The organism is Nocardia suismassiliense (assembly GCF_900269665.1).
Classification (GTDB): Bacteria; Actinomycetota; Actinomycetes; order Mycobacteriales; family Mycobacteriaceae; genus Nocardia; species Nocardia suismassiliense.
Genome location: NZ_LT985361.1, coordinates 4,306,032 through 4,330,722, shown reverse-complemented (window position 1 = coordinate 4,330,722; position 24,691 = coordinate 4,306,032). Strand labels below are relative to the sequence as shown.

Sequence of the window (24,691 nt, the reverse complement as noted above, 5' to 3'; positions counted from 1 at the left end):
TCATGAAACCGTGCGGAATTTTCAGACCTGGTGGGCGCGCGGCACCCGGGCGAGCCACCCGGGCAGCTCGGTCAGGTCCGGCGCGGCGCTGGAGCCGAGTGCCGTGGTCGCGGCCGCACCGCAGGCCACGGCGGTGGCGAGGCAGTCCGGCAGCGAGTGTCCGGCCAGGTGCGCGTGCAGGAAGCCGGCATTGAAGCAGTCACCCGCGGCGGTGGTGTCGACGACTTCGACAGCGACCGCATCGATCTCGCACCGCTCACCATCCCGGACCGCGATGGCGCCGCCGCTCCCCCGTTTGACGACGAGCGTCTTCACCAGGTCGGCAAGGATATCGATGGCCGTGTCGAGGGTCGGCGCACCGGTGAGCCGCAACGCCTCGTCGGCGTTCGGCGCGAAAATGTCGACCTTAGCGAGGATCTCACGCACCGTCGGTGTGTCGAGCGTGCACGGTACATCCTGGCAGTCCATGAAAACTTGGGTCCCGAGCCGATGTGCCACGTCGAGGGCGGCGTACACGGTCGCGCCGTACAGCAGCTGCGGCAGGATCACCACCCGTGCTCGATGTTCGCGCAGCAACGTCGCAAGCGGAAAAGCGGTCACCGGATCCTGGTAGCTCACCATCGCCCGGTCCTCGGGGGACGACAACGCCGCGGTGACACTGCGTACCGGCATCGTATGCAAACGAAAGCCGCTGTCGTCCAGGCCCTCCGCGCGGGCCGCCGCCAGGACCTGTTCGCTGAACAGGTCGGTGCCGAAGTCGGTGGACCACACCACGTCGTGCCCCAGCCTGCGCATCGCCATCGCGGGGGTGAACGCGCCGCCGGGCAGTATCGCGAAGCCGCTGGCAAACACCTCGGTACCGGGCTGAACCGGCCGCGTCAGACCGTGAAAAACGAGATCGGCGAAGTAGGCGCCGACAACGAGCACCTCGGTGCGGTGCTGCCGACTGTTCGATGAGGTCGCGGCATCGGCCCGCCCCGCCGGGTCCGTTCCCATCCGGCGACCCTAGCAAATCGCACGCCATCCACCGGCCTGGTGGCCCGATTTCGCGAATCGCCTCGAACGCACTGTTCAGCCTGGTATTTCTGGAGTGGAACCGTCTATCCGACCCACCCACCCGCGCGGAGGGACCGGCATGGCCCGTATCGGTGTAATCAGCATGTCCGACGGTCGCGACTATGTGCACGCGGGGATCGCGGACTTCATCAGCACCACCGAGGATCACTTGGTGGCGGCGCTGACGCGGGCCGGCCATGAGGTGGTGTGCGGCGCGGCGGCCGTCAGCGACAACGCGCTGGCCAACTCGGTGGCGCGCAGCGTGGCGGGGGCCGACGTCGATCTGACCGTATTCCATTACGCCGTCTGGGCTTTCCCGCATTTCACCATGCTCGCGGCGGGCGCGACGCCCGGCCCGCTGCTGCTGTTGTCGAATATCGACCCGGTGCAGCCCGGCATGGTCGGCATGCTCGCCGCCGGCGGCGCACTCGACCAGATCGGACGCGGCCATACCCGATTGTGGGGCGACCCGGACGATCCCGTGCTGATCGAGGAGATCGGCGTGCGGGCTCGTGCGGCCGCGGCGGTGGCGAGCCTGCGCGGCAGTACCTTCGGGCGGTTCGGCGGGCGGCCGATGGGGATGAACACGGCAGTCGCCAATACAGATCAGTGGCAACGGATCTTCGGTATCGACGTCGAGGAGATCGATCAGTGGGAGATCGTGCGGCGTGCCGAACTGGCCGACGCGGGCGAGGCGAAGGCGGCCCGCGAGTGGCTGGAACGCCATGCCGCCGGCGTGCATTACGACGGCGCGAAGCTGACACCGGACATCCTCGAACGCCAGATTCGCTCGTACCTGGCGGTGCGTGAGCTGATCGCCGAACGGCGCCTGGACTTCTCTGGGATCAAGGGCCAGCCGGAACTCACCCAGTACTTCGCCACGATGGACATCACCGAGGCCTTCCTCAACGACCCCTACGACTGGAACGGGCCGAAGGAAACACACGTGTGCGCCACCGAGGCGGACATGGACGGTGCGCTTACCATGCAGCTGCTCAAGCAGATCGCGGGCACCCCGGTGCTTTTCGCCGATGTGCGGCACTATCACGCCGACCGCGACATCTGGGACCTGTGCAATTCGGGCCAGCACGCGACGTGGTTCGCGGCCCGCAGCGCGGACCCGGCGGAGAACCTCGCCAAGGTGCACCTGTATCCGGAGGTGTTCTTCTTTCCGGCGGGCGGCGCCTCGGTGCATCACCTCGCCGCACCGGGCGCCATGACACTGGCCCGGCTGACCCGGAAGGACGGCGACTATCGAATGCAGTTGATGCTGGGCGACTTCGAGACCTACGACGACCAGACCAACGAAGCGCTGATGAAGCAGTCCACCTGGGAATGGCCGCACGCGTTCGCCCGGCTGGATGCCCGCGCCGAGGATTTCCTGTCCCGCTTCGGCGCCAACCACATTCACGCGGTGCCGGGCGATCACCGGGCGGCGCTGCGGGCGGCGTGCGACCTGCTCGGCGTCGCCCTCGACGAGTTCACCCGGTGATGCGGTTCCTCGGCGTCGACCTCGGCACCGCCAGCTCGAAGGGCGTGCTGACCGATGAACATGGTGCGGTACTCGCCAGATCCGAACGAGCGCACGGCGTTTCGACGCCACGTCCCGGCTGGGTGGAACACGATGCGGAGCAGGTGTGGTGGGCCGACTTCGTCGCCATCGTCGGCGAACTCGTCGCCGCGGCGGACGGCGCGACCCTCGACGGGCTCGCGGTCTCGGGGATCGGTCCGTGCCTGCTGCCGGCCGACGCCCACGGCCGTCCCCTGCGTCCCGCCATCCTCTACGGCGTCGACACCAGGGCGACCACCGAAATCGCTGAGCTCACCGAAGAGTTCGGCGCCGAAGCCGTGCTGGCGCGGGCGGGGTCACCGATCACCAGCCAAGCCGTCGGGCCGAAACTGCGCTGGCTCGCCCGCCACGAACCACAGGTCGCCGCGGACACCGGCATGCTGTTGATGGCGAGCTCCTTTCTGGTGCACCGGCTCACCGGCCGGTACGTGCTCGATCACCAATCCGCCAGCCAGTGCGTCCCGATGTACGACCTGCGGCGCCGCGAGTGGGCCACCGACTGGGCCGAACAGGTGGCGCCCGGCCTGCGGCTGCCCGAACTCGCCTGGCCGACCGAGGTGGTCGGGCGGGTCGGGACGCAGGCGGCGGCGAGTACCGGTCTGCCCGTCGGCCTTCCGGTCACCACCGGCACCATCGACGCCTGGGCCGAGGCCGCCAGCGTCGGCGTGCGCGCACCGGGCGACGCGATGATCATGTACGGCACCACCATGTTCCTGGTGCAGGTGCTGAAAGATGCACGCCCGCATCCCGGCCTGTGGGGCACCTGCGGAACCTGGCCCGGCACATACACTCTCGCCGCGGGCATGGCGACCTCGGGCGCGGTGACCGACTGGCTGCGCACTCTGGTCGGCGGCGAGTTCGCCGACCTCGTCACGGAAGCGGCCCGGGTGCCACCGGGCAGCCGAGGACTGCTGGTGCTGCCCTATTTCGCCGGCGAGCGCACTCCCCTGTTCGATCCGGCTGCCCGCGGCATCATCGCGGGCCTGACCCTCGGCCACGGACGCGCCGAGCTGTACCGGGCGGTGCTGGAGGGCATTGCCTACGGCGTCCGGCACAACCTCGCGGCCATGACCGAGGCCGGTGGCGAGGCCGGGCGACTGGTCGCGGTCGGCGGCGGCACCAAGGGCGGGCTGTGGACGCAGATCGTTTCCGATGTGACCGGGCTGCCGCAACAACTCCCGGCCGAGACGATCGGCGCGTGCCTCGGCGATGCCCTACTGGCGGCCGAGGCGGCGGGTGTCGACACCGCGAAATGGAATCCGGTGATCAGCACCGTCGAGCCCTATCCTGGACGTACCGGAGAATACGATTCGTACTATCGGCACTACCGCGAACTGTATGAATGCAGCACTGCTATCACGCATTTCCTGGCGGCCGAACAGCACCGCAAGGGGGTGTTTTCCTGATCCTCGCCGATCATGCGAGGATGCAGGGTTGCTCTGTCGGACTCAAACGAGGATTTCATGCCCACTGTCACACTGACCCCGCACAATTTCGATGCTGTCATCGCCCGCCACCCCATCGTGCTCGTCGATTGGTGGGCCGACTGGTGCGGCTGGTGTACGCGATTCGCCCCGGTCTACGAATCCTCGGCGGAACGACATCCCGACGTCGTGCACGGCATGGTGGACGCCGTCGCGGAGGAAGCGATGAAGGTCTCGGCGCAGATCACCGCCTTCCCCACGCTGATGGCGTACCGGGAAGGCCTGCTGGTGTACAACGAGTCGGGTTACCTCGCGCCCGAGGCCCTCGAAGAGCTGGTCCAGAACATCAAATGGCTGGATATGGAGAAGCTGCGCCGTGAAGTAGCCCAGCAAATGGACGCACCGCAATATCCGGCCAACGCACCCGCACCACCGGCCGCACCCGGTCCGGGTTCGCGGCAGGCGGGTCTGGCGGCCACCGCGAGTCGATACGGCTGGCCCGGGTTATGACCCCCGAGCGCCCGGCGGAGCTATGGCGGCTGGACGGCACGCGCACGCGGTCGATCAGCGCGGAGAATCCGACGGGCGCTCCCGGCGGCGGCGCCCGCGCGACCACCGGCACCGGCGCGCACGCGGCGCGGCTGCTCGGTATCGGCTGGAAGATCTCGCCCTCGATCTTGCTCGCGGATGGCGAAACCGCCACCCTGGCAGACATTTCCGGCCCCGGCGTGCTCCGTCACTGCTGGCTGACCACCGACCGCACCGCCCTGCGGGCCATCACGCTACGGATGTATTGGGACGAGGCCGCCGAACCCGCGATCGAGGCGCCGCTCGGCGACTTGTTCTGCAACGGCTGGGACGAACTGGCCCTGATCGACTCGGAGATGATCGTGGTCGCCCCGGCGGGCGGCTTGAACAGCTACTGGCCCATGCCGTTTCGCGGGCACGCCAGGATCACGCTGGAAAACAACTGCGGCCGAACGGTTCCGGTGTACTACCAGATCACCTACAGCGAGGAGGAGGTGCCCGCGGACGCGGGCTACCTGCACGCTCGGTGGTCGCGCAGTGCTCCGGTAGGCAGCCCCGCCATCCACACCGTCCTGGACACGGTGCCGGGTCCCGGGCGTTATGTCGGTACCTACCAGGCGATTCGGCCCAACGCCCCACGCTGGTGGGGCGAGGGCGAGTTCAAGTTCTATATGGACGGCGATACCGAGTTCCCGACCCTGTGCGGCACCGGCACCGAGGATTACTTCGGCGGCGCTTGGAATTTCGACGTCAACGGGGCGTATCAGCCGTACTCCACGCAGTACCTCGGATTGCCACAGGTGCTGCCCGCCGACGAGATCTACCAACCGCACCAGCGCTACGGCATGTACCGCTGGCATGTGCGCGATCCCATCTGCTTCGAGCGGGACCTGCGCGTCACCGTGCAGGCGCTCGGCTGGCGGGACTCCGAAACCTATCTGCCGCTGGAGGATGCGGAGATCGCCACCACCGCGTGGTGGTATCAGGCCGTGCCGCCGGGCTGATCGCCGGGCTCGGCCGGTAACTCGTCGAAGTCCATGGCGAGCAACTCGTCCGCGCGGGCCATCGCGTCGTCCATGGCGGCTTCGATGCCGTCCAGCACCGACACGCCGCCCAATAGATCCTCGAAGTCGTGCAGCACCGACTGCACCTCGGCGACGGCCGGATCGACCCGATACCAGGCGACCGTGTCACGCCACCACGGGTCGTCGTCCACCCAGGCCCACATCACGTCACGCACCAGGCGAGCGTCGGAGGTGTACATCTGGAACAGCTCGTCCGACCCGCCGCCGCGATGCTCGATCTCGTAGACACCGTCGGGCAGCAGACGGGTCTGGATGTAGTCGTGGTCGCCGCGGTCGATAACGATGCACGGGCATTCCGGATCGGGTGGCTCGTCGAGCATTCCGGTGAGCACGTCGTCGGTCAGCTCCGGCACCGGGGTTCCGGCGCCGGTCCGGACATGCACGTCGGCAGGTCGGTCCGGATCGTCGGTCACCCGGGCCAGTGTGCCCGATCCGGCCGTCGATTGCCCGAAATGCGCCGAGCGCGACCGCTTCGGGTGCAAGGTGGAGCTATGTGCGCGGCGAAGGTGGCCGGGGTGGACAGCTCCACCCAGTCCTGCAAAGTGGTGGTCTGCGACGCGGACACCGGCGAGATCCTGCACCAGGCGCACGCGCCGCATCCGGACGGCACCGAAGTGGCGCCGGAGGCCTGGTGGGACGCCCTACGCGCGGCGGGCGACGGATTACTGGACCGGGTCGACGCGATCGCGGTGGCCGGTCAGCAGCACGGCTTGGTCGCCCTCGATGCCGCGGGGCGTCCGGTGCGCGACGCGTTGCTGTGGAACGACACACGCTCCGCCGCGGCGGCCGATGAGCTGATTCTCGAGCTCGGTGGTGCGCAGGCGTGGGCCGACGCGGTCGGCAGCGTGCCGGTCGCGGCCTTCACGGTGGCGAAGCTGCGCTGGCTGGCCGATCACGAGCCGGAACTCGCCGACCGCACCGCCCGGATCATGCTGCCGCACGACTACCTGACGTGGCGGTTGCGGGGCGGCGGGGCCGGGATGCCCGAGCCCGAACCGACCACCGATCGCGGCGACGCCTCGGGCACCGGATACTGGTCGCCGGCCGACTGCGAATATCGCAAAGACCTACTCGCCCTCGGCTTCCGCGGGCGCACGCCGGAACTGCCGCGGGTGCTCGAGTCGGCCGAGGTCGCGGGGCGCACCCCCACCGGTGTGCTCGTGGCGGCCGGAACCGGCGACAATGCCGGCGCCGCACTGGGTCTCGGCATCGGCGACGGTGACGTGGTGGTGTCCCTCGGCACCAGCGGTACCGTCTTCGCCCGCAGCGCCGTGCCCAGCGCCGACGCCACCGCCGCGGTGGCCGGATTCGCGGACGCGACAGGGGCATTCCTGCCGCTGGTGTGCACGTTGAACGCCGCACGCGTGCTGGAGTACGCCGCCGATCTGCTCGGCGTCGACCTGGTCACGCTGGAATCGCTTGCCGCGCAGGCACCCCCGGGCGCCGACGGGCTCGTACTACTGCCCTATCTGTCCGGCGAACGTACCCCGAACCTGCCGCACGCCACCGGTAGCCTGCACGGTCTGCGGCCGGAAACCATGCGGCCCAGCCACATCGCCCGGGCCGCGTTCGAGGGCATGGTCTGCAATATGGCCGAGGCGCTCGATCATCTGCGCTCGCGCGGCACCGGTGTGCGGCGCATTCTCTTGATCGGCGGAGCCGCCCGGTCCGCGCTGGTCGCCGAGATCGCCGCGCAGATCTTCGGTGTCCCCGTCACCGTGCCGCAGCCGATCGAATACGTCGCGCTCGGTGCGGCCAGACAGGCGGCTTGGGCGCTCAGTGGTGCGGCGGAGCCACCGACCTGGCCCGCCCGGACCGCCGCCGAGATCCCGGCCCCCGCCGCACCCGCGATCGGTCGGCGCATCCGTGCGGAATATCAACGGGCACACGGCGATCTGTACGGCTCGTCGAGCATGGGGGTGGCGACGCATGTGCCGCGACGGCGAGGGCGGCGACGCGGTCATGACTGATCGGGCTGAACAAGTCGGCGAACCCGTGCGACGATGTAGTCATTACCGGTAGTACTGGATACCGGCGGTTTGTCGAGGGAGCGCAGATGCAACCATGTGACGTGGTGATTCGCGGCGGATCGGTCTTCGACGGTGCGGGTTCCGCGCCGCGCACGGCCGATGTCGGCATCAAGGACGGCAAGGTGGTCGCGGTCAGCGCCGAGCCGCTGCCCGATGGCGCACGGAACCTGGACGCTTCGGGCAAGTGGGTCATTCCGGGCATGCTCGACGTGCACACCCACTACGACGCGGAAGTGCTTGGCAGTCCCGGCCTCGGCGAGTCGGTGCGGCACGGCGTCACCTCCGTGGTGATCGGGAACTGCTCGCTGTCCACGGTCTACGCCGAGGCCGACGACTGCGCGGATATGTTCGCCCGGGTCGAGGCGCTGCCGTGGGACGCGGTGCACTCGGCGGTCAAGGAGCACAAGAACTGGGACAGCCCGCGCGCCTACGTCGAGTCGCTCGCCGCGCGCCCGCTCGGCGCGAATGTGGCTGCGCTGCTCGGACACTCGGACATTCGGGTGGCCGTCATGGGTCTCGGTCGTGCCACGGATCCCCAGGCGCGGCCGACCGGCGACGAGCTGAATCGCATGCGTCGCATGCTGACCGACGCGCTCGATGCCGGATTCCTCGGCCTGTCCACCATCCGTAGCTCGTTCTCCAAGCTGGAAGGGACGCGCTTCCCCACCAGGCAGCTGCCGTCGACCTACGCGAGCTGGCGCGAGTACGCGGCATTGAACGACATTCTGCGGCAACGGAATCGGATTCATCAGAGCACGCCGAACCTCACCTCCCGGCTGGAGATCGCCCGCTACTTCGCGCAGAGTGCCGGACGATTCCGTAAACCGCTCAAGACGACGCTCATCGCGGGCATGGATGTGAAGGCCGATCGCACCACCGCACGCGCCGCGACCACTGCGGCGTGGATCGCGAACACCCTGGGCAAGGCCGCTTTCCGCTGGCAGCATCTGCCAGTGCCGTTCGAGGTCTATGCCGACGGCGTCGATCTCGTTGTGTTCGAGGAGTTCGGCTCGGGGGTCGCGGCGCTCAACATCCGCGATGTGCTGAAACGGGGCGAGTTGCTGGCCGATGAGGGCTACCGCAGGCAGTTCCGTAAGGACCTCGCCAAGAAATACGGTCCGCGGGTGTGGCATCGGGATCTGTACGACGCCCAGATCATGTCCTGCCCCGAGCCGGATGTCGTCGGGAAGTCGTTCGGCGAGGTGGCCGACGAGCGCGGCATCCATCCGGCCGACGCGCTGCTCGATCTCGCCGTCGCGCACGGGGCGAAGCTGCGCTGGCGCACCGTCATCGCCAATGATCGCGACGACGTGCTCGACTGGCTGCAACGCTCCCCGCACGTCCAGGTCGGATTCGCCGATTCCGGTGCGCACCTGCGCAATATGGCCTTCTACAACTTCGGGCTGCGCATGCTCGAGCGGGTGCACCAGCGCAAGTTCATGCCGATCGAGGCGGCGGTGCACCGGCTCACCGGTGAGCTGGCCGACTGGTACGGGCTCGATACCGGCCGCCTGCACGAGGGTGCCCGCGCCGATATCGCCGTGATCGACCCGGCGGGATTCGACGGTTCCAGTGCCGCCTATGCCGAAGCTCCGTTCCCCGGTATCGCGGGCCTGGACCGGATGGTCAACCGCAACGACCGCGCCGTCGCCGCCACGTTGGTCGGCGGGCAGGTCGTCTACGAGTACGGCACCTTCGCTCCCGGCTTCGGCAGCACCCTGCACGCCGGAACTTTCCTCGCACCCGCCTGATCTCCCGCGCGACACGCCGGTGTGAAACGCCGAGAACCCACTCCGCGCCGTCGAGGCATAACATCACCCGAACGGGACAATCCCGACAATTCGCAGCTCAGTCCACCGCCGAGTACCGCTCGGCCGGACAACGGGCGCGGTCGGGTGGCATCTCACGGCGTGGGGGGAGACCACGGCGAGGAGACACAATGACCGATAGCGACGTGCGCAGGGCGATCACGGCCGAACGAACCGACCTCGCCGAAATACTCACCGGACTCGACCCCGACAGCTGGAACGCACCGACCCTGTGCCGCGGCTGGCGGGTCCGCGAGGTCCTCGCCCACATCACCCTCCCCTTCCGCCTCTCCGAACCCCGCTTCGCCTACGAAATGCTCCGGGCAGCAGGTGGTTTCAACCGCATGGCCGATCACGCCGCCCGCCAGGACGCCGCCGAGTTCACCCCCGAAGATCTCCTGAAATCCCTGTGGGACAACGTCGCCCACCCGTGGAAGCCCCCCGGCGGAAGTTTCACCGCCGCCCTCGGCCACGACGTCGTCCACGGCCTCGACATCACCGTCGCCCTCGGACTAGACCGAAAAGTCCCCGAAGACCGACTACGCCCGGTCCTCGACGCCATCAACCCCCAGTGCCTCGACTTCTTCGGCGTCGACCTCGACGGACTCCAACTCCGCGCCGAAGACATGGACTGGCACTACGGCACCGGCGAAATCCTCTCCGGCCCAGCCCAAAACCTCCTCCTCGTCCTCTGCGGCCGCATCCTCCCCGACGGTTCCCTACACGGCCTCAAAGCCAACCGCTTCACCCGCGCCGGCCAACGCGGCCGCCACCGCCGCCACCTCCCGGTCTAGACGCCGAGGGTTACCGGCAACGCCTGTAGGCCATGTTCCCGGAACGAGGAACGCCAGCGTATTTCGTCCCGTGGGATCGCCAGCTCGATGCGCGGGAAGTCCCGCACCTTCGAGCGCTGGGCAATCCCTCTTCAGCCATTCCCGGCACGATGACTAGCGCGACGTCGGCTAGTGGAGCGACACACCAATAACGCAGGTGAGCAGCCGATTTGGTAGCTCATTGTAGGGTCAGGCGCAAGCAGGGAGCTGGCCCCCCATCTTCGGAACGAATCCCGATTGGGGATTGGGATAGATAGCAAGGAGGTCACCGATCACCATCTGGGAAGAGATGGCGTCTTAGGGCCCGGTCGGCGATGGCAGGGTAGCTACAGCGTCAGCGACCATTGGCGATCGGTCGAATGCCTGCGCGACCATCACCAGCCAGTCTCGCTCGTCATGGAGGCTCTGGCCGGTTTCATCGTGGGTGGCGAAGTAGTCATCGATAGTGACCGATGCTGGGACACCAGGACCGGATAGCTTTTTAGCCCGGATGGCTGCGGCGAGGTTGGCGGCTTCCACGACGGCGTCGAGCCTGCGGCCTGTTAGACCTTGGGCCTCTGCGCGCGTTCGGACAGCGTCGGAGAAGTTGAGGTCGAAAAACGGCAGTAGCGTCGTTCGTGCGTCGCGGATCTCCACGAGTCTGCGGTAGAGGTGAAAGGTGATGTTCCAAGGCCAGTCCGTGATGCGACGGCGTTGCGGGGAAGTCAGGGCGATGTCGGGCAGGATTTCATACAGCGCGTCCCACAGAGGTCGGAGCCGATGGTAAGTGCGGTAGCGACCGAGCCGAGCCAATGTTTCGGACACCGCTGGTCCCCACATGAGCATCGTCCACCCGGTGACCGTGATCAATGATCCGAAGGATGCACTCAATTGTGCGACCGGTTCCCACGCCTTGTTGTCGACTCCCATATGGGCGGCGAAGATGTCGGCGAGGCGGGCTCCGGCGTATGGGAGTCCCATAACTGAGCCGATCGCAGCGGTGAGTAAACTCCATTTAAGCCAGCCCGGAGCAGCTCTTCTCATGTAGCGCAGGCACTGACGTCCGACTTCGATATTTACAACTACCCTACCCGTCAGGTATACGACAAGATATATCGAATATTCGGTTATCCCTGCCGACGCGGCAGCGAAATTCTTCGGGTTGGAGGTCATTTCTGGAACTGCGATCCAGAACAGGCCAGACATCACTGCAAGCAGCGATGCCAGTACCGCGATGATGACGCGGATCTTGCGCTTCGCATCAGGCCAGCTGTTGGTCCAGATGAGTACCACGGAGAGTTTGGCAAAGACTATGGTCAGAGCGCCGCACTGGGCGATCATTCCTGCGAGGTTCGGCACACCGAGTGTTCGATCTACCACTTTCCAAACAGCAGGAACCGACAGCCCGAAGGTGAACGTTACGAGAGCAAAATAGATGCAAAGCGCCCCGGTTCCGGGCTCGGGTTTCCGGATGAACGCGGGCAATCGAAGAAGTAATGCTATCGACCCAACGATCGCGCATGTCGAATACAGATTCGTATTCATATCTATCCTATACGCAAGCTTAGAGCGCGCTCGATCCGTGAGATGATCGGTGCGATATCATCGGGTAGCGTCCACGAAGTGCCCGAAGTCCAGGTGCCCAGCTTCGTACGAATGATGGAGGCAAACAGCTCAGCCTCTCGCTCTTGCGTATCGGTATAGCCAGCGCGGCCGAGCATGCTGATTACCATGTCAGGGTCCAAGTCCGGGAACAACATTGCGGATTTGCCTCGGTCAATCGCTTGGAGTCCGGTATGACCACACAAAATGTGAGCTATCTCGTGAAGAACGATGTTCTCACGATGGATTCGCGAGGTATTACTCCGGAAGATGATTAAGTTTTCGGTCCCAGTTTGTATCAGTAATCCAGTGGGCCCCTCAGGCGGCAAGTTCATCGGGATCGCGACGATAGGTTTGTCCAGCGAGTCACTGACTCGCGCTATGAAGACTTCCAATTGAAATGGCGCAGACACTTGTAGATCTGTGATGAGTTGATCACATCTGCGTCGCATCTCGGCGAAGTCTCCGCCGCCCGCCAATCGACCAGCAATTATTCGCACACGACGTAAGAGAGTCACCAGATTCCTAAAATGTCCATCGTCACTTGCCGGTCCGCTCCTCTAGTTCATGAAGCGTTTCTATAATTTCCCGCACTCTGCGCAGACTCTTAGATGACAACTCCGACATGCGGACCAGTGTTTGCTCCACATCGATCTCCACCATCGAATTGAGGAGCGCCTGTAATTCTGCGACTTTCTCCAGCTGCGCGAGTATTTGCTCATCTTTGGGGGTATCGGAATTATAGGTCTGTCCAGCGGCTCGCTGACGCGTTGGATCAACGTCTCCATATGAAACGGTGCCGATACCTGCAGGTCCGCAATGAGTTGATCGCATCGGCGTTGCGTTTCGGAGAATTGGCTGCGCCGGATCAATCGAGCCTGCAGCGCTCGCAAAATTCGCAACAAAACCATCGGTTCCTGCATGCCCATCATCAAATATCAGTGCGATCCACCAGTCCCTGGAACATCCCTATCATCGAGGTGCACGAGCGCGCACTGCCACTCGTCCAACTCCCGCACAACCCCTGTCGCCGATACTTTCCCACGCTTCCGTCCCTGCGCTCGCACACGGTTCAGGCAGCCCGCACAAGGTCGATGGTCGGCGGGAATCAATATAACGAGAGTCTGCGCTCACCGCATCCCTTCTCCGCCAACCACTTTGGCCGAGTGTCTGGCTGGCCAGACGAAATCTTGGCGTTGGCGATCCCGTTCCGCCGACGAATTCGCTCGTCCTCTGGCGTCTCGGGGCGGTAGGAGGGATGATCTGCGGCGAGGAGAGACGATGAGCGATATCGGGGTGCGTAGGGCGATTACTGCTGAGCGGACCGAGCTTGCCGAGTTGTTGGCGGGGCTCGAGGCCGAGAGGTGGGATGGGGCGACGTTGTGCCGGGGGTGGCGGGTTCGGGAGGTGGTTGCGCATATCACCATGCCGTATCGGTTGTCGGGGGCGCGGTTCGCGGTCGAGATGGTGCGGGCGGCGGGGAGTTTTCATCGGATGGCGGATCGGGTGGCGCGGCGGGATGCGGCGGAGATGACGGCGGAGGATCTGTTGAAGTCGCTCTGGGACAACGTTGCTCATCCGTGGAAGCCGCCGGGTGGTGGGTTCGCGGGGGCGTTGAGTCATGACGTCATTCATGGGCTGGATATCACGGTGGGGCTGGGGTTGGGGCGGAAAGTACCGGAGGATCGGTTGCGGATGGTGCTGGAGGCGATCGATCCGAAGAGTGTCAAGTTCTTCGGGGTCGATCTGAAGGGGATCGAGTTGCGCGCTGATGATTTGGATTGGCGCTACGGTTCCGGCGAGGTGGTGTCCGGTGCGGCGCAGGATCTGCTGTTGGTGTTGTGCGGGCGCAGGCTGCCCGCCGGGACACTGCATGGGGCCGAGGCACAGAGGTTCACCCGCTCGAGCCAGGGCACGCGATAATCGCGGGGCGCCGATTACCTTGCGGCGTTAGAGTCGCTGCGTGAACTGGATCGCGCCCGACCTCATCCGCACCGACGCACCGCGGATCGCCGACGAGCGGCCGATGTTGCAGGCGTGGCTCGATTTTCACCGGGACACGCTGCTGCTCAAGTGCACAGGCCTCGATGCGAAACAGCTCAAACGACGTTCCGTCGAGCCGTCCACGTTGTCACTGCACGGCCTGGTCCGGCACATGACCGAGGTGGAACGCGGCTGGTTCCGGCTCGCCGCCGCGGCCCAGCCGGTGCCGTACGTCTACGGCAGCGAGGACAACCTGGACGGCGACTTCGACGACACCGAAACCGCTGATCCCGCCACCGATTTCGCGGCACTGCGGCGCGAGATCGAACTGGCCGATGCCGCGGTGGCCGACCTGCCGCTCGACCACACTTTCCACCATCCGAGGCGGCCCGATCTGGAGTACAACCTCCGCTGGGTCTACCTGCACATGATCGAGGAGTACGCCAGGCACAACGGGCACGCCGACCTGCTGCGCGAACGCATCGACGGCGCGACCGGCGACTGACCGGATCAGGGGCTGTGCCTGCTGACCCACGCCGCGATCTGGGCGCGCGAGGTGAAGCCGAGCTTGGTCAGGATGTGGTCGACGTGACTCTCCGCGGTGCGAATCGAGATGACCAGTTCGGCGGCGATGCGTTTGTTGCTGTAACCGGCGGCCACCAATCGCGCTACATCTCTTTCGCGGCGCGTGAGCTGTTCGACGGCAATGGATTTCGGCGGCGCGACGGCCTGCTCGGCACCGAGGGCGTACCGCACTGCCTCGTCGAGGCCGAGCGCCGCACCGCTGTCGAAGGCGGCCCGGAAATCCTTGTCCCCCATGGCCTCATAGACCTGTAACCGAACCTTGTCACCGACCACGTCGGTCATCGCGTGCGCGAGCCGCTGAGTGCTGCCGTGCCGCACAGTCAACGCGGCACCCATCAGCCGAGCAGCGCGGTTCAGGTCACCACCGGCCGCCGCGACCCAGGCGAGCCCATCGAACGCCGACGCGGTCCACACGCACCGATCGAACAGTCGCAATAGCTCGAGGGCGCGCCGCAACTCCTCGATCGCCTTGTCCTCGTCACCATTTCGCCAATGATTCGTCCCGACCGCCCACGAGGCGAGTCCGCCGAGCAGATGCGAACCGTGCTGGGTGGACTTCGCCAGGAACTGCTCGGCCAACGCCCCCGCACGCTCATCCGCCAGCACCATCGCGCAGACGTAAGCGAAGGCAAGGCATTCCATCTCCGTGCCGTGGTGTCCGCACGCCCGCGCCCGCACGGCCGCCTCCTCGGCGACTTCGAGCGCGCGCACCGGACCCGACTCGGCGAAGGCCAGTACCGCCGAGAGCAGGGTCGCCTCGACCAGCACCTCCTCGGCACCCAATTCCGTGGCTATCGACACACATTCGCGCAGATACTCGTTCGCCGACTCGGTGTCCGACAGCATGGCTGCGATGATCGACGCGGCGGTCAGCGCCCGCGCCCGATCGCTGGTGCGCGCGGGATCTTTACCGAGCGCGTCCATCAGCCAGCGGTAACCCTCCAGCAGGAACCGATAGTGCTCCCAGAACGGCCGCAGCTCGGCGGCGATCTGTAACCCTCGGTGCGCACCGTCCGGGTCGGCGAGCGCGAACTGTAGGGCCGCACGCAGATTCGCGTGTTCACGGGTGACGTCACGAAACCAGACGACGTCGGCCGCACCCCAGTATTCGGTGCGCCCGCGCTGCGCGACGCGGTAATAGTGGTCGCGGTGCCGGATACGAACCGCGTACTCGTCGCCGTGCGCCACGAGCCGCGCCAGCGCGAACTGGCGCAGTGGCTCGAGCACGGTGTAGCGGCCGGTGCCGTCGCTGTCGTGGCGATGGCTCAGCACCGACTTGTCGACCAGACCGGTGAGCGCGTCCACCAGCGCGCCCGGCGGCTCGAGCACGCACACCGCCTCAGCGGCGGCCAGGTCGAAGCCCCCCGCGAATACGGCGAGTTGCTCCCAGAGGCGTTGTTCGTCCGGGGTGCACAGGTCGTAGCTCCAACGGATGGCGGCCTCGAGCGTCTGCTGCCGCTCCGGTGCTGTGCGCAGTCCGGTGGTGAGCAGGCGCATGGTGTCGTCGAGGCGTTCCAGCACCTGGTCGGGGGTGAAAGCCCGCAGCCGCAACGCCGCAAGCTCCAAGGCCAGCGGAATGCCCTCCAGCCGAAGACAAATCCCGGCCAGCGCGCCGAGATTGGCGGCGCTGACCCGGAATTCGGGATTCGCGGCGGTGGCCCGGTCGATCAGCAGCCGCAGTGCCGCGTTGTCGGTGGCGTCGACTTCGCCGGAGTCCTCGTCCAGCTCGGGCACCGGCAGCGGCGCGATCGGCAGCACCTGCTCCCCCAGCACACCGAGCGGCTCCCGGCTGGTCGCCAGCACCCGCACCTCGGGTGTGCTCGCGATCAGCCGGTCGACGAGTTCGGCGCAGGCGTCGATGAGGTGTTCGCAGTTGTCGAGGACGAGCAGCAGATGCTTGCCGCCGAGGTAGTCGGTGAGGCCGGCCAGTGGCGCGCTGGTGTCGTCGCGCAGGCCGAGCGCCTGGGCGACGCTGAGCGCCACCAGTTCACCGTTGTTGACGTGGGCCACCTCGACCAGCCACACCCCATCCGGGAAGGCGCGCCGCACCGTATCGCCCACCCGCCGGGCCAGCCGGGTCTTGCCGACACCGCCCGGCCCGGTCAGCGTGAGCAACCGCGTGCTGGACAGCAGTTTCCTGGCGGCGGCGACTTCGCTGCCCCGCCCGACGAAGCTGGTCACTTCGGCGGGGAGGTTTCCTGTCACGTGCCGCGCCACGCCGATTACCTTCGCACGGACGGCCGTGGCCCCCGGGCGTTTTGCCGGAAGATGCCGGGTGCGGCGGTGGGGCCCGTGCTGGCTAAACTGCCCCTTTCCGAAGGAGGGATGCAGGTGACCGGCGCACCGGTGCTCGAACTGACGGATGTGACGTTCCGTCGCGAGGGCAAGAAGATCATCAACGGTATCTCGCTGACCGTGCGCGCGGGCGAACACTGGGCGCTGTTGGGGCCGAACGGCGCGGGTAAGAGCACCCTGCTCGGTTTCTGCGGTGCGGTCATGTTCCCTACCTCGGGCACGGTTCGGGTACTCGGTGAACAGTTGGGCCGCGTCGAACTGCAACGCCTGCGTCATTCGATCGGGCATGTGAATCCGCGCCACCCGCTGCGTTATCCGCTGACCATCCGTGAGGTGGTGCTGACCGGTCTCACCGCGACCATTGATACCCCGATGCGCTGGACGCCGACGCCCGATCAGCTCGGCCGTGCCGACGCGATGATCGATACGGTCGGCCTCACCGGTAAGGCCGACAACACTTGGCCGACGCTCTCGCAGGGTGAACGCGGCCGCACCTTGATCGCCCGCGCGCTCATCGCCGAGCCCCGTCTGCTGCTGTTCGACGAACCCTCCACCGGTCTGGATCTCGCTGCCCGCGAACAACTCCTGGAGACCATCGATACCCTCGGCGATACCCATCCCGAGGTCGCGTCGGTGCTGGTTACCCACCATCTGGAGGAGCTGCCTAGCACCACCACGCATGCGCTGCTGATCGCCGACGGCCATACCGTCGCCGCTGGTCCCGCACGCGACATCCTCACCACCGAGAACGTCACCAGCGCCTTCGCTCACCCTGTCGAAGTCCGCTACGACGGTCGGTGGACCGCGCGGGCCGCACACGCTCGAGCGGTCTGGCCTGGCGAATAGCGCTCAGCCGCAGCACAACCGCGTGTATCTAGATAACGCGTGACGTGAGGTTCATCCGGATGTCATCGGCCGCCCACAGAACGAAGCGTTCGACGGGAACGACCGAATGCCCAGGGGCAAGCTCGAATCGGAAGCGCCGTACCAGAACCGCAAGCACCAGTTGGGCTTCGACCATCGCCAGGGCGGCGCCTTCGCAGCTGCGTGGGCCGAGGCCGAAGGGGATGTAGGCGAGCCTGGGACGTCCGGCGGATTCCGCGGCGGAGAAACGTTCGGGACGGAAAACCTCTGGCTGCGGCCAGTATTCGGGGTTGAGGTGCACGGCCCAGATCGGGTAGAAGATCGTGGTCCCGGCCGGGATCGTATAGTCGCCCACGCGAAGGTCTTCCGAGATTTCGCGGGCACCGTAGGGGCCCGGCGGGTAGAGCCGCATCGATTCCTCGAGCACCATCTTCAGATACGTCAGGCGCTTCAGATCCGCGTAGTCGGGCGCGGGCCGGTTCCCCAGTACGTCCGCGACTTCTTCGGCGACGCGGTCCGCGACTTCAGGGTGCTGTGCGAGTAGATACAAGGTCCAGGAGATCGCGACGCCGGTGGTGTGGTGTGCGGCCAGCATGGTCATCAGCACGGTGTCGCGGATCCGCGCCGGGGGTTGGCCTGCCGTGGCCAGTGCGGAGATCAGGTCGCTGCTGTCGGTCCGGCGCGTGTCGGTCCGCCGTGCGTCGCCCTGGTGCGCGCTGCCCGGCCACGCAGCGCCCTGCCCCGCGACATCCTGATGCGCGACATCGACCTTCTGATGCGCGGCGAGCACATCGTCCACGGTCGTCCGAAGAAAGACCAGCGCTTGCTGCGCGCGAGCGCCGCGTTCGGCGTCCGTTCCCGGCAGATCGGCTTGATACAGCCGGGCCAACTGGTCGGTCAGCACATCCTCGAAGGCCGACACGATCCGTCCGGCCTGCTCCGGCGAGTCCGCACCGGCGCCGAGCGCGTAATCACAGATCATCCGTAGCGACAGCTCACTGAGGTGCTGCTGCAAAGCAACAGGCTCGTCCGAGGCCGCCCACCGATCGGCCAGGTCGCAGGTCAGCGTGACGAACTGCCCGAAATGCGCCTCGTGCGAGCGCCGTCCGGCCAGCACCGACAGCAACACCCGCCGCCACGGGGTGTGCTCTGCGGCGGAAAGGGTCTGCAAATTGTCCGATTCCTGGAGTGGCGCCAGGAACTCGAACAGCTTCTCGGGCCGTTTGTCGACCTTCGCAGTGGCCTCCAGCAGCACCGGATCGGCGATCGACACCGCCGTCTCCGCGCCCGGTAACCGGAAACGGACGACGGGACCGTACTTCGCATGCAGTGTCAGCTGGTAGTTGTGCAGCCCACCCGCCGCCACGATGTCGGCGAGGCCGTCGCCCGCGCCGCCGGGCCCGGGGATCGATGCGAAAGTATCACCGCCACCAGGTTTCATGACATCCCTCCACAGCCATGCTCCCTGCCGCGGATGCTCCCCGCAATACCGCGGAAACCGTGGCCTGCCGTCCAGCGCCGAAAATACTCGAGAAGAATTTTCGGTGGAGTGTCGATCCGGGTGGTGGTCGTTCGATGCAGTGAGGTGAGGATCGGACGATCCTGACGACGACGAGTAAAAGGACCCGATATGCGCTACATGATGCTGATCCACGTCGACCCGACCACCGCGCCCGAGCCGGACGCGGCGCTCATGGACCGGGTGGACAAGGTGATCGAGGAGATGACCAAGTCCGGCGTGCTGCTGGACACCAATGGTTTGAGCCCGGCGGCCGAGGCCACCACGATCAGGCAGTCCGGCGGCAAGCAGACCGTGCTCGACGGCCCTTTCACCGAGTCCAAAGAGGTAGTCGGCGGGTACTGCATTTTGCAGACGAAGACCAAGGAGGAAGCGGTCGAGTGGACCTCACGCTTCCTCGACGTGCACGGCCCCGAGTGGGATATCGAGGTCGAGCTCCGGCAGATCGCCGAAGAGGCCTGATCGGCCACCGCGGATGATGAGCCCGGACCGGTCGCCCGAGCAGACCCACCGCGCCGTGGAAACGGTGTGGCGGATGGAATGGCCGCGACTGGTCGCGGGGCTCACCCGCGTCGTCGGCGATATCGACGCGGCCGAGGAGCTGGCGCAGGACGCGCTGGTCGCGGCGCTGGAACAGTGGCCACGCGACGGGGTGCCGCCGAATCCGGGTGGCTGGCTGATGCTCACCGCCAAGCATCGGGCGATCGACCGGATACGGCGGAATCAGACCTTCGCCCGCAAACTCGCACTGCTCGGTCACCAGCTGGTGACCGAGCAGGCGCCTGAACCGGAACCGGACGCCGCCGTCGCGGACGATCTGCTCCGGATGATGTTCACCGCCTGCCATCCGGTGCTGCCGGAGCAGGCGCGGGTGGCGTTGACACTACGGCTGCTCGGCGGTTTGACCACCGAGGAGATCGCCCGCGCCTTCGTTGTCGCGGAATCCACGGTGGCGCAACGCATTGTGCGCGCCAAGCGGACCATCGCCGCCAAGCAGGTGCCCTATGAGGTGCCCAGCGGCGAGGCGCTGACCGAGCGGCTGGCCTCGGTGCTCGCGGTCGTCTATCTGATCTTCAACGAGGGATATGCGGCGACCGCGGGCGAGGATTGGATCCGCGTCGAGCTGTGCCAGGACGCCCTGCGGTTGGCCCGTATCCTGGCCGAGTTGCTGCCCGCCGAACCCGAGGTGCACGGGCTGGTCGCGCTGCTGGAACTGCAAGCCTCGCGACTGCCCGCACGCACCGGTCCGGCCAATGATGTTGTGCTGCTTGCCGATCAGAACCGGACACGGTGGGATCGGCTGTTGATCCGGCGTGGGTTCGCGGCGTTGGGGCGCGCCAACGCGGTCGCCCGGGACCGCGGCCTGCTGCCGGGCAGTTACGCGTTGCAGGCCGCGATCGCCGCCGTGCACGCCATGGCGGCGACACCGCAGGACACCGATTGGCGGCGCATCGCCGGACTGTATGCCGTTCTCGCCCAACGCTTTCCATCGCCGATCGTGGAGCTCAATCGCGCGGTGGCGGTGAGCAAGGTGCACGGTCCGGCGGCAGGTCTGGACCTCGTCGACGCACTCGCGGGCTCACTGGACACCTACCACCTCTACTACGCCGTGCGCGGCGATCTGCTCAGCCAGCTCGGCAGGCACGGCGAAGCGGGTGCCGAATTCATCCGCGCCGCCGAACTGACCGGCAACAAGGCCGAGCGGGCGCTGCTGCTCGACCGCGCGCAGGACAGCGGGGCCCGCTAGTTCGGTTGTAACGCCGTGGTAATCGCTACACCGCAATCGGATGTGAGCATGCTACGAAACCGCTTACCTCCGAAAGGAATCCGGCCGCGTGCGACAGTTCTATCGAGCAGTGCTCCTGGACGACGACTATCGGCTGATCGGATATGTGGAGCCCGGTGCGCGGCTGGTGGAACACGCCTGGATCGGCAATCACAGCGTGCAGGGCATCGAACGACTGCTGTCCGTGCCCGCCCGGGTGGTGTGGGCCCGGCGGCAGCTTGGCGACGAAAATCTGTACGCGGCGGCGGCCTCCGTCGCGGCGCTGCGGCCGCCGGAGCACGGCTGCACCGGGCGATACATTCTCAATCACGATCAGCTCGGCTACGTGGACAAGGCGGCAGCGGTGGAGCAGGCCGGACGGCGGCGCACCCATCCCCTGCCTATTCTCACCGCCGAGGGCGGCGCCGAACCGCACGCATTGGCCGGCCTGTGGGCGCGCGACCGTATTTCGGTCAGCGACACCGTGCCCGACGGATTCGAGCTGTGGAAGTTCGATGTAGCCGAACTTCACCAGTTTCAGTAAATAGTGGGCAACCCGCCGACGACACGCGGCATCTCGACGGTGTCGTCGATATATTCGGCGCGCACGTCGGCCAACCGGTCCAGGAACGCTTCCGCAGAGCCGAACTTCGCCGCGACCTGCGCCAATAGTTGCTCGGCTGGTTTCATGAAGTCCATGTGTTCAGCATGACTGGTCGGATGCCCAGCAGCGATACTGTTAGCACATAGTTTGCCGAAATATCTTGCGCTGCCGGGATCCTGCTACCGAATAGAAACGTTCGGGACATTCCCGATCAAGCGCGGCGGATCGGCTGCCAGGTTCGGGTCGCGTCGGTGGTGAGGAAGGTGCCGACGACGCGGTAGACCTCGACGGGCTTCTCCACCACCAGCAGATGCGAGGTGCCCGGGATGATGGCGAGCTCAGAATCGGGGATGGCGCGGTAGAGGGCGATCGTGTGTTCCAGGCTCATCGCGTCGTCGTCGGCGGCGATGACGAGGGTGCGACTGGTGATGCGCGCGAGTTCCTCGACCGTCAGAGTGGGCTCGGCACGCGCCATCGAGAGCAGTTTCTCGGCGACCACCCGGAAATGCGCCTCGCCGTCGGGTGACACCTCGCCGTACCGAGCGGCCAAGCGCCGCATCGGTTCTTCGTGCGTGAAACCGTCGAGCACGCCGGGCAACAGTCCGTCGTGGTGGAAGTCGCCGCTGATCGAGACGAGCTTGCGGACCAGATCCGGTCTACGGAGCGCGACCAGCAGGGCGACGACCGCGCCGTCGCTGTAACCGACCAGATGCGCGGCGCCGCCGACGACCTCGTCGAGGAACGCGATGGTGTCCTGCGCCATCAGGTCGTAGGAGATCGGTCCCGCGACGTCGGGGGTGCGGCCGTGGCCGCGGCGATCCATGCGGTAAACGCGGAAGTGCTCGGTCAGGCCGGCGACGGCGGGTTCGAACGAGCGGGAGTCGACGAAACCGCCGTGCAGCAACAGCACCGGATCGCCGTCGCCTGTCTCGTCGTACCAGGTGCGGACGGCGCCGAGCTGAACATCTTTTGCCATGAACTGATCATCCTCGAACGCCGGTAGATCGTATGAACCAGACCCGGCGCACTGTGTATCGCGACACAGCCCTATTGCAGTTCGACCCGTGGCTCGGCGCGATCCTCGGCTTCAGCCAGCTCTTTCAGCGTCAACAGTTGCTTGCGCATCATGATGAGGTCGCCGAAAGCCAACAGGCGTCCGATAATTCGGGGTCCGCCCATGCGCACCCGGACCACCAGGCGAGTGCCGTCGCCCTCGGGACGGACCGCGTAGGTGACGGCGATTTTCCCGCTGACCAGGGTGATGTGCTGACTCAGCGTGAAGGAGACCAGGTCGAACTGGCCCATGAAGCGTTGGCCCTCTTCGAGTTCCGTGAGTTGCGGATCGCGGTGCCGGGGGCTGGGGCGGCCCCAGCGGTCGAGCAGATCGTAACTGTATGGCGCGACCCGTAATTGGCACAGCCAGGCATAGACCAGGCCGTGGGGTGCGTCGATGCTGATGGCTCGATCCGCCTGCACCCCGGCGGGCTGCAGGGCGTCACACGGGAGTGGGTGTTCGCGCTCGGCGTCGGTGGCGCCCCAGACCAGCCCGGGGATCATGCGGCGGCCGCGATCTGGCGCAGCAGCCGACGGACCACGATCTTGTGGCCGCCGCTGCCGATGACGAGCGCGCGGTAGATCTTGCCGTGCAGCCCAGGGAAATTGCCCCACGACTTCGCGCGGACGCGGGTCCGGTTCGCCCCCTCATCCTCTAGTTCGAAGACTAGGGCGTACTCCGAAAACCAGTGCCGCCCTTTCATTGCCAGCCGGGCGGGGACTTCCACGGCCTCGAGTTCGAAACCGCTCGGTACGGTGGACGGATCCGCCGGGTCCCTTGCAGACGACTTTCAGCAGTGCCTTCCAGGCCCGGTCGCGATTCGCGTCAACGGATCTGGCATGCTCATCAATATAGGACAAACGCTCCATATAGAAGGAACGTACTAGTACATGGCACCTCCCCGCAAGCACGACACCGACGTGATCCTCGACGCAGCACGCGCCCTAGTGCTCGCCGAGGGACCCCGCGCCGCCAGTGTCGCGGCGATCGCCGAGGCCAGTGGCGCGCCGGTCGGCACGCTGTACCACCGCTTCGGCAACCGCAACGGAGTACTGACCGCCGCCTGGCTGCGCGCCCTCGAACGTTTCCAGAGCGGAGTGATCACCGCCGCCGAGCACCCCGACGCGATCGAAGCAGGCGTCGCCATGGTCCGCGCCGCCCTCACCTTCGGACGCGAATTACCCGACGACGCAAGACTTCTCCTGAACCTGCGCCCCAGCGACCTCCTCGACGGCGGCCCCGACGACGACTTCCGCGCCCGCCTGACCACCATGAACGCCCCCCTCTTCAACCACCTCCGCCGCATCGCCTTAGCCCGCTTCGGCCGCGCAGACGACCGCGAAATCGACGCAATCAGCCGAGCCGTAGTAGACCTCCCCTACGCCGCCCTACGCCGCCACGCCCACTCCCCCACCCNCGGCGATGACGCGCATGCCTGCGGCGTGGGCGGAGCGCATGCCGTTGCTCGAATCTTCTACTGCGGCACAGTCGGTGGGGCGTTGGCGGAGGAAGGCGGCGACGGCTACGTAGACGTCGGGGGCGGGTTTGCCGCGGTCGACCTCTTCGGTGGAGAAGGTGACGGTGAAGAATTCGATCAGGCCGGTGCGCCCGAGGACGACATCGATGAGCGTGCGCGGGGAAGAGCTGGCCACGCCGAGCGGCCACTTCTCGCTCATGCGCTGCACGGCGTCGATCGCGCCGGGTAGCAGCGGGACCTTGCGGTCGTACTGCGCGGCCATCCGCTCGATCACTTCCTGTGCCACCGTCTCCGGCGGTGCGTCGACGCCCAGATCGGTGCTGAGGTATTCCGACCATTCGCGGGTGCTCATGCCCATCAGCCGTTGCTGAGTGTCGGGCAGCCACTGCCCGCCCCGCTCCGCGACATAGTCCCGGCGCACCCGCTCCCACACCGGCTCGGAGTCGATCAGTACGCCGTCCATATCGAAGACAACTGCCGTAATACCCATCTACTCAAAGCCTTTCGCCAGTGGACTCGTGATTGCTCCGAGCGGCCGAGCTGCGCCACCCACCTGCTGATTCCCGGCGCGTCACGCGCTCGGTGATCGCGAACCAGCCTAGGCCACTCCGATGGTTTCGGCCCGATCCG

The 24,691-nt window shown here is 66.5% G+C and carries 24 protein-coding genes and 1 pseudogene; 14 read left to right on the top strand and 11 right to left on the bottom strand.

Annotated elements, in window-relative coordinates; genetic code table 11:
- Nucleotides 1-21: 21 nt before the first annotated feature.
- A complete protein-coding gene (locus DBO33_RS19425) occupies nt 22-996 on the bottom strand; it encodes a carbohydrate kinase family protein (RefSeq protein ID WP_107656314.1) in 975 nt (324 codons plus the stop codon).
- Between the two features lie 139 nt (nt 997-1,135).
- On the opposite strand from DBO33_RS19425, the gene DBO33_RS19420 reads away from it, so the two are divergent.
- From DBO33_RS19420 to DBO33_RS19405, 4 genes are read left to right on the top strand one after another with little or no spacing between them, the layout of a single operon-like run.
- Nucleotides 1,136-2,548 carry an L-fucose/L-arabinose isomerase family protein gene (locus DBO33_RS19420; protein WP_107656313.1) on the top strand — a complete coding sequence of 471 codons (1,413 nt, stop codon included), beginning with the start codon at nt 1,136-1,138 and terminating at the stop codon, nt 2,546-2,548.
- Complete coding sequence (locus DBO33_RS19415) at nt 2,548-4,032, top strand: FGGY-family carbohydrate kinase (protein ID WP_107656312.1); 1,485 nt, start codon at nt 2,548-2,550, stop codon at nt 4,030-4,032. Before DBO33_RS19420 ends, DBO33_RS19415 begins: the two co-directional genes overlap by 1 nt.
- Before the next feature lie 57 nt (nt 4,033-4,089).
- Nucleotides 4,090-4,560 carry a thioredoxin family protein gene (locus DBO33_RS19410; RefSeq protein ID WP_107656311.1) on the top strand — a complete coding sequence of 157 codons (471 nt, stop codon included), beginning with the start codon at nt 4,090-4,092 and terminating at the stop codon, nt 4,558-4,560.
- Nucleotides 4,557-5,582, top strand: coding sequence for a glycoside hydrolase family 172 protein (locus DBO33_RS19405; RefSeq protein WP_107656310.1), 1,026 nt, complete (start codon nt 4,557-4,559; stop codon nt 5,580-5,582). The genes DBO33_RS19410 and DBO33_RS19405 overlap by 4 nt, the downstream gene beginning before the upstream one ends.
- On the opposite strand, the gene DBO33_RS19400 is transcribed toward DBO33_RS19405, so the two are convergent.
- Nucleotides 5,561-6,076: a hypothetical protein gene (locus tag DBO33_RS19400; RefSeq protein WP_107656309.1), complete on the bottom strand. Its 516-nt coding sequence runs from the start codon at nt 6,074-6,076 to the stop codon at nt 5,561-5,563. The genes DBO33_RS19405 and DBO33_RS19400 overlap by 22 nt on opposite strands.
- 78 nt (nt 6,077-6,154) lie before the next feature.
- Between DBO33_RS19400 and xylB the strand changes: the two genes are divergently transcribed.
- The 3 genes from xylB (at nt 6,155) to DBO33_RS19385 (ending at nt 10,295) form a co-directional block, all read left to right on the top strand.
- A complete protein-coding gene (gene xylB / locus DBO33_RS19395) occupies nt 6,155-7,633 on the top strand; it encodes a xylulokinase (protein WP_107656308.1) in 1,479 nt (492 codons plus the stop codon).
- 86 nt (nt 7,634-7,719) lie between these two features.
- A complete protein-coding gene (locus DBO33_RS19390; RefSeq protein WP_107656307.1) occupies nt 7,720-9,444 on the top strand; it encodes an N-acyl-D-amino-acid deacylase family protein in 1,725 nt (574 codons plus the stop codon).
- 188 nt (nt 9,445-9,632) lie between these two features.
- Nucleotides 9,633-10,295: a maleylpyruvate isomerase family mycothiol-dependent enzyme gene (locus DBO33_RS19385; protein ID WP_107656306.1), complete on the top strand. Its 663-nt coding sequence runs from the start codon at nt 9,633-9,635 to the stop codon at nt 10,293-10,295.
- A gap of 336 nt (nt 10,296-10,631) precedes the next feature.
- Here DBO33_RS19385 and DBO33_RS19380 read toward each other — a convergent pair whose 3' ends face one another.
- Nucleotides 10,632-11,858 carry an MAB_1171c family putative transporter gene (locus DBO33_RS19380; RefSeq protein WP_159080369.1) on the bottom strand — a complete coding sequence of 409 codons (1,227 nt, stop codon included), beginning with the start codon at nt 11,856-11,858 and terminating at the stop codon, nt 10,632-10,634.
- A 597-nt stretch (nt 11,859-12,455) separates the two neighbouring features.
- Nucleotides 12,456-12,749: a hypothetical protein gene (locus tag DBO33_RS42885; RefSeq protein WP_159080368.1), complete on the bottom strand. Its 294-nt coding sequence runs from the start codon at nt 12,747-12,749 to the stop codon at nt 12,456-12,458.
- A 447-nt stretch (nt 12,750-13,196) separates the two neighbouring features.
- Here DBO33_RS42885 and DBO33_RS19370 point away from each other — a divergent pair, with 447 nt between their 5' ends.
- Nucleotides 13,197-13,838 (top strand): maleylpyruvate isomerase family mycothiol-dependent enzyme, encoded by a 642-nt coding sequence (locus tag DBO33_RS19370; protein ID WP_107656303.1) that lies wholly within the window; start codon nt 13,197-13,199, stop codon nt 13,836-13,838.
- A gap of 40 nt (nt 13,839-13,878) precedes the next feature.
- Nucleotides 13,879-14,403, top strand: a complete 525-nt coding sequence (locus DBO33_RS19365) for a DinB family protein (protein WP_107656302.1) — start codon at nt 13,879-13,881, stop codon at nt 14,401-14,403.
- Nucleotides 14,404-14,408: 5 nt separating this feature from the next.
- On the opposite strand, the gene DBO33_RS19360 is transcribed toward DBO33_RS19365, so the two are convergent.
- Complete coding sequence (locus DBO33_RS19360) at nt 14,409-16,688, bottom strand: ATP-binding protein (protein ID WP_234390921.1); 2,280 nt, start codon at nt 16,686-16,688, stop codon at nt 14,409-14,411.
- A gap of 126 nt (nt 16,689-16,814) precedes the next feature.
- Here DBO33_RS19360 and DBO33_RS19355 point away from each other — a divergent pair, with 126 nt between their 5' ends.
- Nucleotides 16,815-17,624, top strand: a complete 810-nt coding sequence (locus tag DBO33_RS19355; RefSeq protein WP_234390920.1) for an ABC transporter ATP-binding protein — start codon at nt 16,815-16,817, stop codon at nt 17,622-17,624.
- 28 nt (nt 17,625-17,652) lie between these two features.
- Here DBO33_RS19355 and DBO33_RS19350 read toward each other — a convergent pair whose 3' ends face one another.
- The gene (locus DBO33_RS19350; RefSeq protein ID WP_107656299.1) at nt 17,653-19,083 is read right to left on the bottom strand and encodes a cytochrome P450; all 1,431 of its coding nucleotides are present in this window, start codon (nt 19,081-19,083) and stop codon (nt 17,653-17,655) included.
- Between the two features lie 189 nt (nt 19,084-19,272).
- Here DBO33_RS19350 and DBO33_RS19345 point away from each other — a divergent pair, with 189 nt between their 5' ends.
- The 3 genes from DBO33_RS19345 to DBO33_RS19335 all read left to right on the top strand — a co-directional run bounded on the left by DBO33_RS19345 (nt 19,273) and on the right by DBO33_RS19335 (nt 21,470).
- Entirely contained in the window at nt 19,273-19,623 is a 351-nt protein-coding gene (locus DBO33_RS19345) for a YciI family protein (RefSeq protein ID WP_107656298.1), read from the top strand.
- A gap of 16 nt (nt 19,624-19,639) precedes the next feature.
- Entirely contained in the window at nt 19,640-20,908 is a 1,269-nt protein-coding gene (locus DBO33_RS19340; protein WP_107660407.1) for an RNA polymerase sigma factor, read from the top strand.
- Nucleotides 20,909-20,996: 88 nt separating this feature from the next.
- Nucleotides 20,997-21,470 (top strand): hypothetical protein, encoded by a 474-nt coding sequence (locus tag DBO33_RS19335; protein ID WP_107656297.1) that lies wholly within the window; start codon nt 20,997-20,999, stop codon nt 21,468-21,470.
- Here the strand turns inward: DBO33_RS19335 and DBO33_RS42880 are convergent.
- The 4 genes from DBO33_RS42880 to DBO33_RS44590 form a co-directional block, all read right to left on the bottom strand.
- Nucleotides 21,464-21,625 (bottom strand): hypothetical protein, encoded by a 162-nt coding sequence (locus tag DBO33_RS42880; protein ID WP_159080367.1) that lies wholly within the window; start codon nt 21,623-21,625, stop codon nt 21,464-21,466. The two genes, DBO33_RS19335 and DBO33_RS42880, sit on opposite strands and share 7 nt — an antisense overlap.
- Nucleotides 21,626-21,741: 116 nt before the next feature.
- Nucleotides 21,742-22,506 carry an alpha/beta fold hydrolase gene (locus DBO33_RS19330; RefSeq protein ID WP_107656296.1) on the bottom strand — a complete coding sequence of 255 codons (765 nt, stop codon included), beginning with the start codon at nt 22,504-22,506 and terminating at the stop codon, nt 21,742-21,744.
- A 71-nt stretch (nt 22,507-22,577) separates the two neighbouring features.
- Complete coding sequence (locus DBO33_RS19325; RefSeq protein WP_107656295.1) at nt 22,578-23,087, bottom strand: hypothetical protein; 510 nt, start codon at nt 23,085-23,087, stop codon at nt 22,578-22,580.
- Complete coding sequence (locus tag DBO33_RS44590; RefSeq protein ID WP_325050722.1) at nt 23,084-23,311, bottom strand: hypothetical protein; 228 nt, start codon at nt 23,309-23,311, stop codon at nt 23,084-23,086. The genes DBO33_RS19325 and DBO33_RS44590 overlap by 4 nt, the downstream gene beginning before the upstream one ends.
- Before the next feature lie 163 nt (nt 23,312-23,474).
- Here DBO33_RS44590 and DBO33_RS19315 point away from each other — a divergent pair.
- Nucleotides 23,475-23,990, top strand: a pseudogene (locus tag DBO33_RS19315) (TetR/AcrR family transcriptional regulator); the annotation flags it as partial.
- Here the strand turns inward: DBO33_RS19315 and DBO33_RS19310 are convergent.
- On the bottom strand, nt 23,973-24,524 hold the full coding sequence (locus DBO33_RS19310) for an HAD family hydrolase (protein ID WP_456093895.1): 552 nt from the start codon (nt 24,522-24,524) through the stop codon (nt 23,973-23,975). The pseudogene DBO33_RS19315 and the gene DBO33_RS19310 overlap by 18 nt on opposite strands.
- Nucleotides 24,525-24,691: the final 167 nt, after the last annotated feature.